Source organism: Paraburkholderia sp. FW306-02-B (assembly GCF_058782725.1).
Genome location: NZ_JBYSXZ010000002.1, coordinates 435,283 through 451,391, shown reverse-complemented (window position 1 = coordinate 451,391; position 16,109 = coordinate 435,283). Strand labels below are relative to the sequence as shown.

The window sequence follows — 16,109 nt, the reverse complement described above, 5'->3', positions numbered from 1 at the left end:
CTGGCCGCTCACGCGCCTGCGGATGCTTCCAGTTCCGAGAGACGCTTGCGCAGCAAGCGATCTTCCTGGAAGCGGCTGGTTTCGTCGCGGATCACTGCGACGATGCCGGTGAGCTCGTTCTGCGGCGAATGCAGCAACGCAACCGTAAAGGCAATCGACAGTGCCCGCCCTTCCTTATGCACGGCGGGGACACGCAGCACCTCGTTGCCATAACGGGTTTCGCCCGTTGCCATGGTCTTGTGATAGCCGTCCCAATGGCGACCGCGCAATCGTTCCGGAATGATCAGGTCCAGCGACTTGCCCAGCGCCTCGCTTTGCGTAAAGCCGAACATGCGTTCGGCCGCGGGGTTCCACAATGTGATGCTGCCGCCGGCATCGGAAATGATGATCGCGTCGCCGATTGCGTTAACGAGTTGCTGGAAGTCGATGGCTCTTTGCATGGCGCTCCCCGAATGAAAAAACGCAGATCCTTAAATCGGATACGGCGCCGCCAGGGGCGCCGTATCTGCAGGCCCGAGCATACAAACGGGCCCGCGGCGTGACACCGTTAAACCGCTTTGACTTCGCGCAGGTTGAAGATTTCCTGCTGGCTGTAGCCTAGACCCGCCAGCACTTCGTCCGTGTGTTCGCCGAGCAGCGGCGACGCAGTGACTTCCGGCTTCATATCCGAGAACTTGATCGGGCTGCCGACCGTCAGATACGTGCCGCGTTTCTTGTGCGGCACTTCGACGATCGTGCCGCTCGCGCGCAATGACGGATCGTTGGCCAGTTCCTTCATTGTCAGCACCGGCGCGCACGGAATGTCGAACTTGCGCAAGATGTCGACCGCTTCGAATTTGGTCTTGTCGGCGAGCCAGGCTTCGATGGTTCCGAAGATCTCGAAGATATGCGGTTGACGTGCTTCAGCGGTCTTGTAAGCCGGGTCATCGATCCACTCGGGTTTGCCAAGTGCCTTGCAGATCGGCTCCCACGCATGACCCTGGATCGTGAAGTAGATATATGCGTTCGGATCCGTTTCCCAGCCCTTGCACTTGAGCACCCAGCCCGGCTGACCGCCGCCGCCCGCGTTGCCGCCGCGCGGCACCACGTCGCTGAATTCGCCGTGCGGATATTGCGGATACTCCTCGAGATAACCCACGCGCTCCAGCCGCTGCTGGTCCCGCAGCTTCACGCGGCACAGGTTCAGCACGCTGTCCTGCATCGACACCGCGACCTTCTGGCCCTTGCCGGTCTTGTCGCGCCCCAGCAGCGCGGTCAGAATGCCGATCGCCAGATGCATGCCGGTGTTGCTGTCGCCGAGCGCCGCGGCGCTGATGGTCGGCGGACCGTCCCAGAAGCCGGTGGTGGACGCCGCGCCGCCTGCGCATTGCGCGACGTTTTCGTAGACCTTCAGGTCGTCGTAGTGATGGCCGTCGCTGAAACCCTTCACCGAAGCGACGATCATCTTCGGATTGAGTTCGTTCAGGCGTTCCCACGAAAAGCCCATCCGGTCCAACGCGCCCGGACCGAAATTTTCGACCAGAACGTCAGATTCGCGAATCAGCTTTTCGAGTACTTCCTTGCCTTCGGGCTTTTTCGTATCCAACGTGAGCGACTTCTTGTTGCTGTTGAGCATCGTGAAGTACAGCGCGTCGGCGTCGGGGATGTCGCGCAACTGGTTGCGCGTGACGTCGCCCGAACCCGGTCTTTCAACCTTGATCACGTCGGCGCCGAACCAGGCGAGCAACTGGGTGCACGCGGGGCCGGCTTGAACGTGGGTGAAGTCGATAATCTTGATGCCTTCGAGAGGTTTGGTCACTTTGATATCTCCGTGGTTGCCCTGGATTACTTTTTCATCGCCGCGCTTTGCGGATTCAGATTGGTCAGGCGGCCGCTTTCGGTGCCCGCCGCTTCATCGATGACGGCGTTGATCAAGGTCGGCTTGCCCGATGCAATCGCTTCGACGAGCGCCTTTGTCAGTTCTTCCGGTGTGGTCGCGTTGAAGCCGACCCCGCCGAATGCCTCGATCATCTTGTCGTAGCGCGCGCCCTTCACGAACACGGTCGGCGCGACGTCCTTGCCGCCCGTCGGGTTCACGTCGGTGCCGCGATACACGCCGTTGTTGTTGAATACGATCGTGCAAACCGGCAAGTCGTAACGGCAGATGGTTTCGAGTTCCATGCCGCTGAATCCGAACGCGCTGTCACCTTCGATCGCGACAACCGGCTTGCCGCTCGTCACCGCCGCGCCGATCGCGAAGCCCATGCCGATGCCCATGATTCCCCACGTGCCCGAATCGAAGCGTTTGCGCGGCTCGACCATGTCGATGATGCTGCGCGCGTAGTCGAGCGTGTTCGCGCCTTCGTTGACGACGTTGATGTCCGGGCGCGTCTTCAGCACATCGCGGATCGCGCGCAACGCGCTGTGGAAATTCATCGGCGACGGGTTCTTGTCGAGCGTTGCAGCCATCCTGGCGAGATTCTTGTTCTTGCGCTCGGCGATCGCGCCGGTCCACTCAGCGCCCGGCTTCGCGAAGCTCGCATCGAGGCCTGCGCGCAGTGCCGCCACGCACGAGCCGATATCGCCGATCACCGGCGCGGCAATCGCGACGTTGCTGTCGATTTCGGTCGGCGAAATATCGACCTGGACGAACTTCTTCGGCTCCTCGCCCCATGTTTTGCCCTTGCCATGCGACAGCAGCCAGTTCAGACGCGCGCCGATCAGCACGACGACGTCGGCTTCCTGCAGCACGAACGAGCGCGCCGCCGACGCCGATTGCTCGTGCGTATCGGGCAGCAGGCCCTTGGCCATCGACATCGGCAGATACGGAATGCCGCTTTGTTCGACGAACCCGCGGATCTCCGCGTCAGCCTGCGCGTACGCCGCGCCCTTGCCGAGCAGAATCAGCGGACGCTTCGCGCTCTTCAGCACATCGATCGCACGCTTGACCGATTCCGGCGCCGGCAACTGACGCGGTGCGGCGTCGACCACGCGCACCAGCGACTGCTGCGCCTTCACGGCATCCAGCGTTTGCGCGAGCAGCTTGGCCGGCAAGTCCAGATACACGCCACCAGGACGGCCCGACACCGCGGCACGGATCGCACGCGCCACGCCGATGCCGATGTCTTCCGCATGCAGCACGCGATACGCGGCCTTCGCGTACGGCTTGGCCGCATTCAACTGATCCATTTCTTCGTAATCGCCCTGCTGCAGGTCGACGATTTCGCGCTCGCTCGAGCCGCTGATCAGGATCATCGGGAAGCAGTTGGTGGTCGCGTTGGCGAGGGCCGTCAGGCCGTTCAGAAAGCCCGGCGCCGAGACCGTCAGGCAGATGCCCGGCTTCTGCGTCATGAAACCGGCGATGGCCGCTGCGTTGCCCGCGTGCTGTTCGTGACGAAAGCCGATAAAACGCATTCCTTCCGCTTGTGCAAGCCGCGCCAGGTCGGTGATGGGAATGCCGACCAGTCCAAAGATGGTGTTGATGTCGTTCAGTTTCAGCGCATCGATGACGAGATGGAATCCGTCGGTCGTCTCGGTCGCCTGCTGCTTCAATGTCTCTTCTGCTGTGGTGCTGTCGGCTTCTGCCATGACGTCTCTCCTCCGTGGCGGGGCGTTGTGTGGTTCGTGATATACAATATTCCACACACAGTATTAGTCAAGTGGGTTTTTTTAGGAATGGCGAATTGCTGCATTGCAGCTTGTCTGCGCGGGCCTGTATTTAAAGGCCGGTACGGGGTGCAAGCGTTTGCGCCGCACAAATTGCCGGCGGAGCCGAAATTGCGCGGGCGCTGCATTTTTGGCCACGGGTTTTGCACGCGTCGGGCGCGAAAGAGGAAGTTGGCCGGCGCTCTTGTCGAGGTCCGGCCCCATGCGCGGGAGAATAAAAAAGCACTGCAACGCTCAATGCGGTGCAGTGCCTAGCGATGCTTAGAGGTGCGGCGACCGGCTCCTATAGGAAGCCTTTATGTCGCGCCGAGGACGATTTCAGGCTCAGTCGAGGAAATCGCAGTTCGCTTCGACGAACGCCGCCAGCTCGAGCGAATGCTGGCGCACGAGGCTCTCGACCAGTTCAGTATCGCGCCGCTCCAGCGCCTCGATGATGCGCATGTGATCGACAATCGAGCGCGATGCACGGTCGCTCTGTGAGATCGTCATTTTGCGAATCGCGCGGACATGGACGAACAGATTCTTCATCGTATCGAGCAGAATCTGCGATTGCGATAGCTGCACGATCGACTGATGGAACGTAATGTTCGCTTCCGAATACTCTTCGATATGCTCGGCCGGCGTGGTATCGCGGAAGTCGTCGAACATGCGCCTGAGCGCCGCGATCTCGTGGTCGGACGCGCGCTGCGTGGCGAGACGCGCCGCCATGCTTTCGAGCGCCGCCCACATGTGGATCATGTCGACGATCTCTTTCTTCGTCTTGCGCTGGATGTAGATACCGCGGCGCGGCACCGTGCGCAGAAACCCTTCCTGCTCGAGCAGCGTCATCGCTTCGCGAACCGGCGTACGACTGACGCCGAGCGCCTCTGTGAGCTCTTTTTCGTCGAGACGGATCTCTTCGCGCGAGCGATAGATGTCGGCTTCGGCAATCGCCTGCTTCAACTTCGCGTAGGCCTGGTCGCGCAATGAGGCGGTCGCGTTGATCGGCACGAGCGTCAGTGGCAGAGCCGCTGAAAGAACATCGGTTTGCGTATCGGCCATTGACAGTGCTTCCCAGTTTGAGAGGATTCGTTGCTAGGGACACGCGAGCGAGTCATTTCAATATATTTAATACCATATATCACATACAGCAATTAGTCCAGTTAGCGTAATCCGCCGGTTTTAGCCGACAGGCGCATGCCGTTCCGTACGCGCTATACGTATTAGTTAGGGAAGCGCGGAAAGCGACCTTGCAGCAAGCTGCAGGTCGCGACGCAGCACCGTCGAACGCGGTGCGAAGGCAGGGTTGCCGCAGCAGCCTACGCCGCTGCGGCAGGCGAACCCAGTTGGCTCGTGAGCTACGCGCTCACGTTGTCATTCATTCAGGCGAGCCGCCGGACATTGGCTGCAGCCGCGCTTCAGCGACGACCACGCCAGCATCCGGCGTGCCCGAGTTCTCGATCCAGCGCTTTCTCATGGGTGCGAGGATGAACTTCGCGGACACGGCTGCCGCGATCGACACGACCGCCGCCGAGATGAACACTGTGCCCCACCCGCCGTTCGCCGACAGCACCGATGCTATCGGCACCAGCATCGATGCGGTCCCCTTCGCGGTATAGAGCGTCCCCGCATTGGCCGCGGCGTATTTGCTGCCGAATGTGTCCGCGCAGGTCGCCGGGAAGATCGAGAAGATCTCGCCCCAGCACAGGAACACGGTGGCCGCGAAGAACATGAATGCGTACGGATTGTGGCCGAACTGCATGAGCCCCAGCAGCGCGACGCCTTCGCCGAGAAAGATCATGAACATCGTGTTTTCGCGGCCGATGCGGTCCGACAGAAAACCGCACAGGGGACGCGTGAAGCCGTTGCACAGATTGTCGATCGACAGCGTCATCGTCAACAGCGGCAGGGTGATGCCCATCAGATTCACCGGCAGCTTGGCAAAGCCGAATTCCTTCGCGATCGGCCCAAGCTGCGCGGTCGCGATGATGCCGCCGGCCGCGACGAACACGAACATCAGGTACAGCACCCAGAAGAGCGGCGAACGGATCATCTCGCCAGGCGTGTAGTCGATCTTGGTTGCGACCACGCGTTTGGCCGCGACCGCGGTTTTGGGCGGCTTCGGCCGTATCAGCATGGTGGCGAGCAGCAGAATGCAGACGCCCTGGAAAATGCCGAAGAACATGAACGTGTGCTCGTAGCCCGAACGCTGGATCATGTTGGCGATCGGAATCACGGTAACGGCCGCGCCGGCGCCGAAACCTGCCGCCGTCAAACCGGCCGCGAGACCGCGCTTGTCCGGAAACCATTTGAGCGCCGTGCCGACGCAGGTGCCGTACACGCAACCCGCACCGATACCGGCGATGACTGCCGCGACGTATAGCGCGGCGAGACTGCTCGCATGCGCGTCGATGATCCAGCCGAGCGCCGCGCATAGCGAACCGCCGATCACAACCGGGCGCGGCCCGAACTTGTCGACGAGCCAACCTTCAACGGGCACGAGCCACGTTTCGGTGACGATGAAGATAGTGAACGCGGTCTGGATCGCCGCCTGTCCCCAATGGTGCGCGTTGTCCATTGGTACGACGAACAGCGTCCACGCATATTGCAGGTTCGCGACCAGCCCCATGCACACGATGCCGATCGCCAGTTGCACCCAGCGGTTATGCCTGAACGCCGTACTGGCACTCCCGGCTACGTTGGAATATCCCATGTCTGCGTCTCCTGCAGGGTCCGTCGCGCTCGATCGGCACGTTGGACTTATGTAATCGAATCGCTTTATCGCCGGTTTGCGTGCTGGCAATGAAGCGCCACTGGTCGGCCAGAGGGAATTGCATTAACGAAAACCCTTACCTGGTGAATCGCGCAACAGATGAAGAAAAGGTGTTGCGCGTGCGGCGGGTCTGAAGGCATGCTGCGCGAGAACGGCAATCAGTGAAAGTTAAAACATTTTATGGTTTGTATTAGGCATCCCAAATACATGGGGTTGCTATCCCGGAGTATGGGTTCATGAGAAACGCGACTCTGCGCCAATTGAAAGTCTTCGAGACGGTGGCCCGGCACCTGAGTTTCTCGCGTGCGGCCGATGAACTGTTTCTCACGCAGCCGGCTGTCTCCACACAAGTCAAACAGCTCGAAGAGCATGCGGGTCTTGCGCTCTTCGAGCAACACGGCAAAAAAATTTATCTGACGCCCGCCGGCTCTGAAATGCTTTATTACGCGCGCTCGATCATTGATCAGTTTCGCGAAATGGATGGCGCGATGGGCCGCTTGCAAGGTATCGCCGGCGGCCAGCTCAACATTGCGGTGATCAGCGCGGGCGACTATTTTTTCCCACGCCTGTTAGGCGAATTTACGCGCCGCAATGAAGGCGTGCGACTCAATCTCGCGGTGCACAATCGCGAGGCGCTGCTGCATCAGCTGACGCACAATCTGACCGATCTGGCGGTCATGGTGCGCCCGCCGCGCGATCTCGATACGCGTAACGAATCGTTCGCGCCGCATCCTTACGTGATCGTTGCGCCCCCCGGGCATCCGCTGGTCGGCAAGAAGCACATTACGCTTGCGACGCTCTGCAAAGAACCGTTCATCGTTCGCGAGAAGGGCTCGGATACATGGCATTCGATGGAAGAAAGTTTTGCCGGCGGCATTGGCCGGCTCAATATCGTCATGGAGATCCGCAGCACCGAGACGATCAAGCAGGCCGTGATTGCCGGCATGGGTATCGCGTTCCTGTCCGCGCATACGATCAGCCTTGAACTGCAGGTCGGCAATCTCGCGGTGCTGGACGTAATCGGCTTTCCTGTGATGCTCGACTGGTACGTGGTGCACCGCAAGAACAAGCGCCTGCCTCCCGTCGCGGTTGCGTTCAAGGAATTTTTGATCAACGAAGGCGCGGCGCGGATTGCGGAGATCACCCAAATCGACGCGGGTCTGCCGCGCAGCCAGCCCGATGGCGCATTGAGAGCGACCGGTTAGGCTTGCAGATTTCGTCGTGGTCGTAGTTCGGGGAAGCGAACATACATAAACAAAACACTATCGTTATTCACAATAACTTTAACTGTTGTTTATTTATGCTCGCTCCTATTCTTGGTCCATGCCATCTGCCTGAAGGAGACGACCATGACCCCCTCTCAATTCGACACTTACGACAGCACGCAAAATGCGGAAGTCCGGGCGCAACTGTGCGCCTATAACACCGCTTTCGACGAACTCGGCCTGCGCTTCCGTTGGGATGCGCGCACGCTGGCATCGCTGGCCACGATCGACGGCGAAGAGGCGCGGATCACCGCGTACATCGAAACGCACCATGCGCATTTGCTGAACGCGTATAGCGCCGAGTTTCTGAGCCGGGCCATTCTCGAGAAGAAGAATGCACGCTATCCGGCGTGCTTGCCGGTGCACGTCGAAAGCGCACCGCCTCGGAGCCACGTGGCACCTCAGCCACAGATGAGCAGCCGGCGCGAGCGCGTGTCGTACGACGCAGAGTTGCCGGCGCTGGCGGGTGTTTAGACGCACCATGTCAAGCGACACGCGTCGCGTCGCGTAACGGAAGCGCGCTCAGGCTGCTGCGACGACGTCGATGCGCAACGCTTGCAAGAAAGCGGGCACGTAATCGAGCTTACCCTCGCTACATCCCGCCCAATTTGCATCCGCCGCGCGCTACCCACCCCGATACAGAGCGACGATCTGATCAGCCGGCATCGCGCCGCCGTAGATACGGAACTCATCGATCAAGCCGCTGAAATACGGATCCGCCGCGTACTGCGACCGTCCGATCCAGTTTTGCGCGGTCGGCCCGAGGCGCCACGGCGTGAAGATCACATCGGACGCGCTGCCGATCACGGCGCCGTTCAGATACAGCGTCGCTGTCGCCGCCGAAAGCGTGACGGCCACGTGCGCCCATTGGCCCGTCGGCAGTGCAGCGTTACCGTTGATGCCGCGCTCGCCATGCACGCCGTTGACCGCAATGCCGAAGCGCATGACACCCGCTGAACTCTTCGGTGTCAGGAACATGTACCGTCCGGTTCCGGCGCCGAAATCGAAGATGCGAGTCCATGATTTCCCGCTGTTGCCGTTCCAGTAGACCCAGGCCGCGATAGTGAAATCCGCTATGTCAGCGACGATGCTGTCCGGCAGGCGGACATAGCCGGTCGAACCGTCGAGCGACACTGCGTTGCCGTTCTTGCCGGCTGCGAACGTCGCGCCGCCCGTCAGCGCGGCCGTATGTCCATTACCGCTCGCATCGGCTGCGCTCGTGCCGCTCGACTCGTCGAACGGCAGATACGTTTGCAGCTTAATGGTTGTCGCCGCCACGGCTGCCGTGGAATTCGCGCTCTCCCCAGACGACGTCTGCGCGCTCACAACGTAGTACCACGTACCGGACGGCGGACTGTCCGTCCAGGTCAACGGATCGACGATGCCGCTCGTGACAGTGGTGTAAGGCCCACCGACGCTGGCTGCTCGCTTGACGTTGTAGCTCGTCGCGTTCGCGATCCCCCACCACGACAGCACGACCCGACCGGCACTCGGGAACGCGGTCAGTCCGCTGGGGGAGGCCGCGGGCGCGACGGCATCGCGCGTGCACGTGAGCGTGCCATAGCCAAGCTGATCGTAACCACCGCTGTTCGGACCGTAGTTGCCGCCACCGCCTTCCGGTTGGATGGCGAGCGCGAACTTCGTCGACCATGGCGCTGAAAGCCCTTTGCGGTTGACGTAATGGTTGTAGACGAGCGCCCAGCAAGGTCTGATCGTGCCCTGCGCGCTCGTCGAAAAAGCCGTTTGCGTCACGTCGACATTGGCATAAGTCACGTACGGAACGGCAAGGTAAGTGCCGCCCGACTGAACGAGATTCGCTTTCGCCACGTATTCCGCTCCGGTGAGGAAGCGGTTGTTGTCGTGGCCGTACAGGTCGATGCCCTGATTCCAGGCCATTTCGCAGATTGCACCGCCAAGCGCGATGCCGAGCGTATTGTGGCCCTGGTCGCGGCCGCTCTCCTGCCATTGCCCAAGATTGCCGGGATGCACGTAATAAACCGCTTGTGCGATCGCGCCGTTGCCGGGTCCGTCGAGGAAATAATTGACCGCCTGGTCGAACATCGTATGGTCGTCGCACAGCACGCCGATCGCCATCATCGACGCGATGTTGCAAAGGTCCCAGTTCGCCCAGTAGTGGGTGATGTCCGTGTTGTTGTGCCGGTTCAGGAAATCGATGTTGATCGGGTAGAAGACGTTGGTCATCATCGTCTTGAACGCGGCGAAATCGGCCGATGCCCAGCCCGAATAGTTGCGCATGATCTCGCCGGCGTTCGCAAACTCGTAGCCGTAGATGCCGGCCGCGAGATCGACGTTGGTGTCGCCGCCGAGCCGCTGTAACGTGGATGACCAGGCATTCATGATCTGTACCGCCTTGTTGGCGTAGGCGGTATCGCCGCTCACCTTCCAGCGCAGCGCGCATGCGTAGGCCGCCGCAATGTCGTTGTACAACAGCGGATAATTCTGCGGGCCGCTCCCGCCGCGATCGATCTCTACCTGCGGGCGTGGCGTCCAGGACAGGCCCGCGTGGCTGTTGGCGATCAACACCTTCCAGCCGTCGTACCACGGCGACGCCTGCGCGGCGATTTTCTGCGCCATCCGGTCGAAGTCAGTCTGCGTGTGCAGCAGCCCGGGATGAACGAATGCACCGCTTGTCGTCACATCCGTCGCCCCCGTGGAGACAAGCGCAAGTTGCGCGTTCGAGACTATCGTCTCGCTCGCGGCGTTGCCCACGACGGCCTGTGCCGACCCCTTGCCCTCGCCTGCGCCACATGCTGAGAGCGCAAGCGCACCGAGGCTGTACAGGAAGGTGCGCCGTGAAATGCTTGCGGCTGGCTCGTTGTTGCCTTTCATATCGTCCATATTCGTTGGTTTCTTGAATGAGTCGTGTCTGAATGATCGGTGTGTGCTGACTACTGCCGCTGACGTTCATGCGCCCTGTTCGAGGGTTTGGGTCAACTTGGGCTTCCGCGGATCGATCTTCCGCAAACGTTTGCTTTCGCGGCTGACAAGAGGAAAGAAGCACGACCGCGCCCACCGTATTTAACGACAGGAAACCCTGTGCATTGCAGTGGTACCTGCGTCAGGAAATGCGGAAATTGGGGTAAGGAAAAACTGATCGCGAGTCGTGGGAAGAGCGTCGCCGAGCCACGCTGCTTTTCGTGTCGAACTGGGGACATTTCTTTGTCGTTATCGTGATGGCATCGTCGACGGCCTCGGTGATCGGCGTGCCGGAACTTGTCAGTCGCTGCAACACCGCAATCAACGTGATCGGCAAGACGGAAGCGATGCTGTGGGTGTACCTCTACGCGATGACCTGGTTCTTTCTGTTTTGCTATTCGACAACGGCGCTCATCCTGAAGCTGTCGCGCCGACTGGACGGTGAATGACCGGTTTGGCCGAGAACCCAATCAGCCAGGAGATATTTTTCGTCCACGACTTAAAGCCGGATCCGATTGCACGACGCAAATTTCTGAGAACAACGTTTCCGATAAGAAAGGTTGCTCGGCACCTCACACGCACCCACTTTGCATACGCGTCATATCCATCCCAGCGGCACGTGATCGATCAAATCACGAGCCTCAAACCTGCCGGCGATCCGCCACAGCCCCCTCAATCTCCCCCATCCACCTCAAATGTTATGATCGGAAACACCGAACGCCTCTAAAAGCGCGCATTTGAGCCACGCCCCCATGGACACCCACCTCACCAAACCCGCCGACCAATCCACGACCGACCTCGGCCGACGCGTCCGCGCCGCGCGCCAGGCGCAGGACTTGACGCTGGAAACCGCGAGCCGCCTCTGCGGCGTCTCCCGCTCGACGCTGTCAAAAGTCGAAAACGGACTGATGTCCCCCACATTCGACGTATTGCAAAAAATCGTCCTCGGTCTGAAGATCGAAATCGGCGAGCTGTTCGGCTCCACGCCGAAAGTCAGCGCCAGCGGCCGTCGCGCGCTGACCCGCAAAGACGCGGGTCAACGTCACGCCTACCGCGGCTACCAGATGGAATTGCTCGCTACCGACCTCGCGCACAAAGCGATGCTGCCGTTCCGCATCCGCATCTCCGCGCACACGCTCGACGCGTTCGACGACTGGGGCCGTCACGAAGGTGAAGAATTCCTGTACGTGATCAGCGGCAGCGTGTGCCTCTATTCCGAGTTGTACGCGCCGACGCATCTGAACGCCGGCGACAGCCTCTACTTCGACAGCCGTACCGGCCACGCCGCGGTGTCCACCAGCGACGAAGACGCCGAAGTGTTATGGATGGCGACCAGCGCGGACATCCCGCAAGTACCGGCGTCCGGCACCGATTCACCGAAGAAATAAAGCTCGCGCTTGAGCGGCGCTTTAACGTGTTTTAACGCGTCGCCAACGCCCGCTGCGCCAGTTGCGCAATATGCAGCGCATGACGTCCAGTGCCCTGTTCGATTTGTTCGCGGCAACTAAAACCGTTGGTCAACACGATCGTTTCCTTCGATGCACCACGCACTAAAGGAAACAGCTTGTCCTCACCGATCTTCTCCGACAGCGCGTGATGCCCGGCGTTAAAGCCGAACGATCCCGCCATGCCGCAACATCCCGTATCGAGCAATGTCCATCTGACGCCGAGCTTCGTCAGTAGCGCAGTATCGCCTTGCATGCCGAACTGCGCCTTCTGATGACAATGCCCATGCACGACCACGTCCGCTTCGAGCGTCGGCCAATCGAACGGCTGGCGCGCGACAAAATCGGAGAATAGAAAAGTCTGCGCCGACAGCTGTTTGGCCAGCGCGTGATCGGGGAGCTGCTTGAGCAATTCGTCCTTGAACACCGACAGGCAGCCCGGTTCGAGACCGACCAGCGGCACACCGGCGGCGATGTCGTCGGCGAGGTCGTCGAGGATGTTCGTCAGCAATTCGCGCGCGCGTTCGAGCAAGCCGAAGTCATACAAAGGGCGCCCGCAGCACAACCGGTTCTTCGGCAACACGACGTGCCAGCCCATTTGCGTCAGCACATCGGCTGCGGCCTGCGCGATCGCGGGCGTGAAATGATCGTTGAACGTATCGACCCACAGAATGACTTTCTTCGCTTCTTCGCGGCCGCGAGCGGCACGCTCATCCTGTGGCGAGCGCCGCGCGAGCTGCCGATACGTTTGCGTCGCAAACTTCGGCAATTCACGCGCTTGCGCCACACCCGCAACCCACTTGCCCACTGAAGACAAGCCCGGCGCCGACGTCATGAAGTTCGTCAAACGCGGAAAGCGCGCCGCCCACGGTGCCCATTCTCCGATCCGTCCCATGAACAGTGCCTGACGCGGGCGACGGTTCGTCTCATAGTAATGCGAAAGAAATTCCGCCTTGTACGAAGCCATATCCGTATGCGTCGGACAATCGGATTTGCAGCCCTTGCAGGCAAGACACGTATCGAGCGCTTCTTTCACTTCGCGGCTTTGCCAGCCATCTGCGATCACTTCGCCTTGCAACATTTCCCAGAACAGATGCGCGCGGCCACGCGTCGAATATTTCTCTTCACGGGTTGCGCGGTAGCTCGGGCACATCGTGCCGCCTTCGAGCGAACGGCACTTGCCCATACCGATGCAACGCTCGATCGCGCGCTGGAAACCGTCGCCCTCCTGACTGGCGAACGTCAGTTTCGTTTGCAAAGTCACTGGCTTATAGGCGGGACCAACGCGCAGGTTTTCGTCGGCGCGATACGCATGTACGACCTTGCCGGGATTCAGGCGGTTGGCCGGGTCCCAGATCGCCTTGAACTGCTCCATCGCCTGCATTAGCTCGGGGCCGAACATGATCGGCAGGAACTCGGCCCTGGCCTGGCCGTCGCCGTGTTCGCCCGATAGCGAGCCGCCGAACTCGACCACCAGCTCAGCCGCTTCGCGCAGAAACTTGCGCCACGTCGCGACGCCTTCCGCGCTGCGCAAATCGAAGGTAATGCGTGCATGCACGCAACCGTCGCCGAAATGGCCGTACAAGCTCGTCTCGTAGCCATAGCGATCCACCAGCACCTGGAACGCGCGCAGATAATCGCCGAGGCGCAACGGATCGACCGCCGCATCTTCCCAGCCGACGAGCGGATCGGGCGTGCCCGGATCGACCGACAACGCCACCGCCGATGCCCCCGTTTCGCGGATCGACCACACCTTCGCCTGCAACGCGCGGTCCTCGACGAGCATCGCGGAGACGTTCGGCCCCGCTTCGCCGGATGCAAAATAGGCTGCCGCCGCTTGCGCCTGACGCACCGCATCCTCCTGCGTGTCCGCGCCGAATTCGAGCACGACCCATGCGTCGCCTGCCGGCAGCAACGCGATCTCGTCCTTCTTCAAACCGCGCGCCTGCAGGCCGCGGATGATCGCGCGGTCGAGTCCTTCGATCGCGATCGGCGAACAGCGCATGAAATGCGGTACGGCGTCCGCGGCGGTGTAGATGTCGGTGAAGCCGGTCACGACGATCACGCGTTTCGCCGGACTCTTCACGAGCCGCACTTTCGCCTGCAAGGTCACGGCGCAGGTGCCTTCGGTGCCGACCAGCGCACGCGCGACGTTGAAGCCGTTTTCCGGCAGCAGTTGATCGAGATTGAAGCCCGATACGCGCCGCCTGATTTGCGGGAATTTCGCGCGAATCAGATCGGCGTAGGTGTCACCCAGTTGCTTGAGGGCGGCGTAGATTTCGCCCCGGCGGCCGCCGGCCGCGATGATGCGCGCAAGTTCATCGTCCGGGGTCGGGCCGACCCAGAAACGCGCGCCGTCGAAGGTCGCGATTTCCAGCGCCTCGACGTTTTCGACGGTCTTGCCGGCCATCACCGAATGCGCGCCGCACGAGTTGTTGGCGATCATGCCGCCGAGCGTGCAGCGGCTGTGCGTGGCCGGATCGGGCGCGAACGTGAGGCCGTGTTGCTCGGCTGCGTCGCGCAAGGTATCGCAAACCACGCCCGGTTCGACGACGGCCACGCGCGCCGCCGGATCCACCGACACCACGCGATTCACGTATTGACTCGCGTCAGCGACCACCGCGACGTTCACGCATTGGCCGTTCTGCGAGGTGCCGCCGCCGCGCGCGAGGAACGGCACGTCGTTGCGGCGGCATGCGGCGACTGTCTCCAGCAAATCGTCGACGTCGGCGGGCACCACGACGGCGAGCGGGACTTGCCGATAGTTCGACGCGTCCGACGCATACAAGGCTTTCGAGCCTGGGTCGAAGCGCACTTCGCCCCGTACGTGGCGGCGCAGATCGGCTTCGAGCGCCTGCATCACGGCGGTAGTGCCTTTAAAAGGCCGCGCGACCGGTTCCGCTTGCGCCGCGTGACGCTCTGCATCGTCCATGACGTTCACGCTCGCGCCTTGCTCTTCATCGATTGATGTTCCCACCGCGTCTGTCATGTCTCGTGCCCAACGCTCGTCCTGCCGCCCTGCACTCACGCAGCCTGGCTAGCGGTCATCTTGAAGATGCCCTGTGCGTTGCCCGCATCGAAACGCAGGTCCGTTTCCCAGCGGCGTGCGTCCTGATCGAAGGTGCGCTTGCGCTTGATGAACTCGTAAAACGAACCCGGTACCTCACGCATCACCATGCTGCCATCGGCCGCACGGAATTCGCGCCGGACGGTGTCCGCGCGATAGGCGGTCTGAAACACGCGGCCCGAACGCGAACGCTCGACTTCCGGCTTCATCGGACGACCCTTCGCCTTTTCGTCGTCGGAGAGTTTGAACACGTCGGCGACGCGGTCGGTAGCGTGATTGAACGCGTTGCCTTCGGTCGCGATCCACGCCATTTCCGCCGATTCCTTCAACAATACGTCGTAATCGGCTTCGCGTGGCGTCTCGTGCTGGCGCGCAAATGCGCCGACGATCACCGGCAACAATGCATGCGCCGCGTCGAGCGGCAGTACGCCTTCGCGTTCGAGTTCCCACAACTGACCGACGGCTTGCGGCGTCAACGGATCGCGCGACGCGCCGATCACATTCGTCACCGCCTGCTGGAATTCCGCCGAAAAACGCTCGGGATGCAATTCGCTGACAAAGAACTGCGCGATCTCATCGGGCGCGTCGTCATGGGTCCACGCGCGACCGGTCATGCCGAGACGGTCGAGCGGATAGCGACCGTTGATGCAGAAGCCGAGCGGACGCAGGATGCGCGCGAACGCGGCTTCGCCCGGCGGCAGCGCACCGCTGTGCGGCCAGCGCACTGTGCGCAGCGCGCCGTGGTCGAAGTACACGCTGCCGCCGGCGGCGATCGTCTCCTGCGTGTATTGGCGGCCGTTCGCGGAGCGCGTCAGCAGGTCTTCGAACAGCGCCATGTTCATCGCCTGCGCGAGTTCGGCGCGCGTCACGACGCCGTCTTCCCATTCGTTCAGTACCTGCGGATGGTTCAACGTGGCGAACAGCGTCGCCGTCCTGTCGGCGCCGAGCAGTTTCAGCAGCAGTTGTTCGACATTCGCATTCTTGATGTTTCGCATATC

General features: G+C 61.4%; 12 protein-coding genes. 4 read left to right on the top strand and 8 right to left on the bottom strand.

Features of this window, described 5'->3' with window-relative positions; translation table 11 throughout:
* Nucleotides 1–8: 8 nt before the first annotated feature.
* The 5 genes from AC3WOG_RS22965 to oxlT all read right to left on the bottom strand — a co-directional run bounded on the left by AC3WOG_RS22965 (nucleotide 9) and on the right by oxlT (nucleotide 6,337).
* The gene (locus tag AC3WOG_RS22965; protein WP_492580232.1) at nucleotides 9–440 is read right to left on the bottom strand and encodes a PAS domain-containing protein; all 432 of its coding nucleotides are present in this window, start codon (nucleotides 438–440) and stop codon (nucleotides 9–11) included.
* Between the two features lie 107 nt (nucleotides 441–547).
* Nucleotides 548–1,798, bottom strand: a complete 1,251-nt coding sequence (gene frc, locus AC3WOG_RS22960; protein WP_492580231.1) for a formyl-CoA transferase — start codon at nucleotides 1,796–1,798, stop codon at nucleotides 548–550.
* A 26-nt stretch (nucleotides 1,799–1,824) separates the two neighbouring features.
* The gene (oxc, locus tag AC3WOG_RS22955) at nucleotides 1,825–3,567 is read right to left on the bottom strand and encodes an oxalyl-CoA decarboxylase (RefSeq protein ID WP_492580230.1); all 1,743 of its coding nucleotides are present in this window, start codon (nucleotides 3,565–3,567) and stop codon (nucleotides 1,825–1,827) included.
* Between the two features lie 402 nt (nucleotides 3,568–3,969).
* On the bottom strand, nucleotides 3,970–4,686 hold the full coding sequence (locus AC3WOG_RS22950) for a GntR family transcriptional regulator (protein ID WP_492580229.1): 717 nt from the start codon (nucleotides 4,684–4,686) through the stop codon (nucleotides 3,970–3,972).
* Between the two features lie 316 nt (nucleotides 4,687–5,002).
* Nucleotides 5,003–6,337, bottom strand: coding sequence for an oxalate/formate MFS antiporter (gene oxlT / locus AC3WOG_RS22945; protein ID WP_492580228.1), 1,335 nt, complete (start codon nucleotides 6,335–6,337; stop codon nucleotides 5,003–5,005).
* A 296-nt stretch (nucleotides 6,338–6,633) separates the two neighbouring features.
* Between oxlT and AC3WOG_RS22940 the strand changes: the two genes are divergently transcribed.
* Both AC3WOG_RS22940 and AC3WOG_RS22935 read left to right on the top strand, forming a co-directional pair.
* A complete protein-coding gene (locus AC3WOG_RS22940) occupies nucleotides 6,634–7,602 on the top strand; it encodes a LysR family transcriptional regulator (RefSeq protein WP_492580227.1) in 969 nt (322 codons plus the stop codon).
* A gap of 144 nt (nucleotides 7,603–7,746) precedes the next feature.
* On the top strand, nucleotides 7,747–8,136 hold the full coding sequence (locus AC3WOG_RS22935) for a hypothetical protein (RefSeq protein WP_492580226.1): 390 nt from the start codon (nucleotides 7,747–7,749) through the stop codon (nucleotides 8,134–8,136).
* A gap of 150 nt (nucleotides 8,137–8,286) precedes the next feature.
* Here the strand turns inward: AC3WOG_RS22935 and AC3WOG_RS22930 are convergent, their stop codons facing one another.
* On the bottom strand, nucleotides 8,287–10,521 hold the full coding sequence (locus AC3WOG_RS22930) for a LamG-like jellyroll fold domain-containing protein (protein WP_492580225.1): 2,235 nt from the start codon (nucleotides 10,519–10,521) through the stop codon (nucleotides 8,287–8,289).
* Nucleotides 10,522–10,820: 299 nt separating this feature from the next.
* On the opposite strand from AC3WOG_RS22930, the gene AC3WOG_RS22925 reads away from it, so the two are divergent.
* Nucleotides 10,821–11,048 (top strand): hypothetical protein, encoded by a 228-nt coding sequence (locus AC3WOG_RS22925; RefSeq protein ID WP_492580224.1) that lies wholly within the window; start codon nucleotides 10,821–10,823, stop codon nucleotides 11,046–11,048.
* A gap of 303 nt (nucleotides 11,049–11,351) precedes the next feature.
* Nucleotides 11,352–11,987, top strand: a complete 636-nt coding sequence (locus AC3WOG_RS22920) for a helix-turn-helix domain-containing protein (protein WP_492580223.1) — start codon at nucleotides 11,352–11,354, stop codon at nucleotides 11,985–11,987.
* A gap of 31 nt (nucleotides 11,988–12,018) precedes the next feature.
* On the opposite strand, the gene AC3WOG_RS22915 is transcribed toward AC3WOG_RS22920, so the two are convergent.
* Nucleotides 12,019–15,021, bottom strand: a complete 3,003-nt coding sequence (locus AC3WOG_RS22915; protein WP_492580222.1) for an FAD-binding and (Fe-S)-binding domain-containing protein — start codon at nucleotides 15,019–15,021, stop codon at nucleotides 12,019–12,021.
* 47 nt (nucleotides 15,022–15,068) lie between these two features.
* The gene (locus tag AC3WOG_RS22910; RefSeq protein WP_492580221.1) at nucleotides 15,069–16,106 is read right to left on the bottom strand and encodes a DUF1338 domain-containing protein; all 1,038 of its coding nucleotides are present in this window, start codon (nucleotides 16,104–16,106) and stop codon (nucleotides 15,069–15,071) included.
* Between the last annotated feature and the right edge of the window lie 3 nt (nucleotides 16,107–16,109).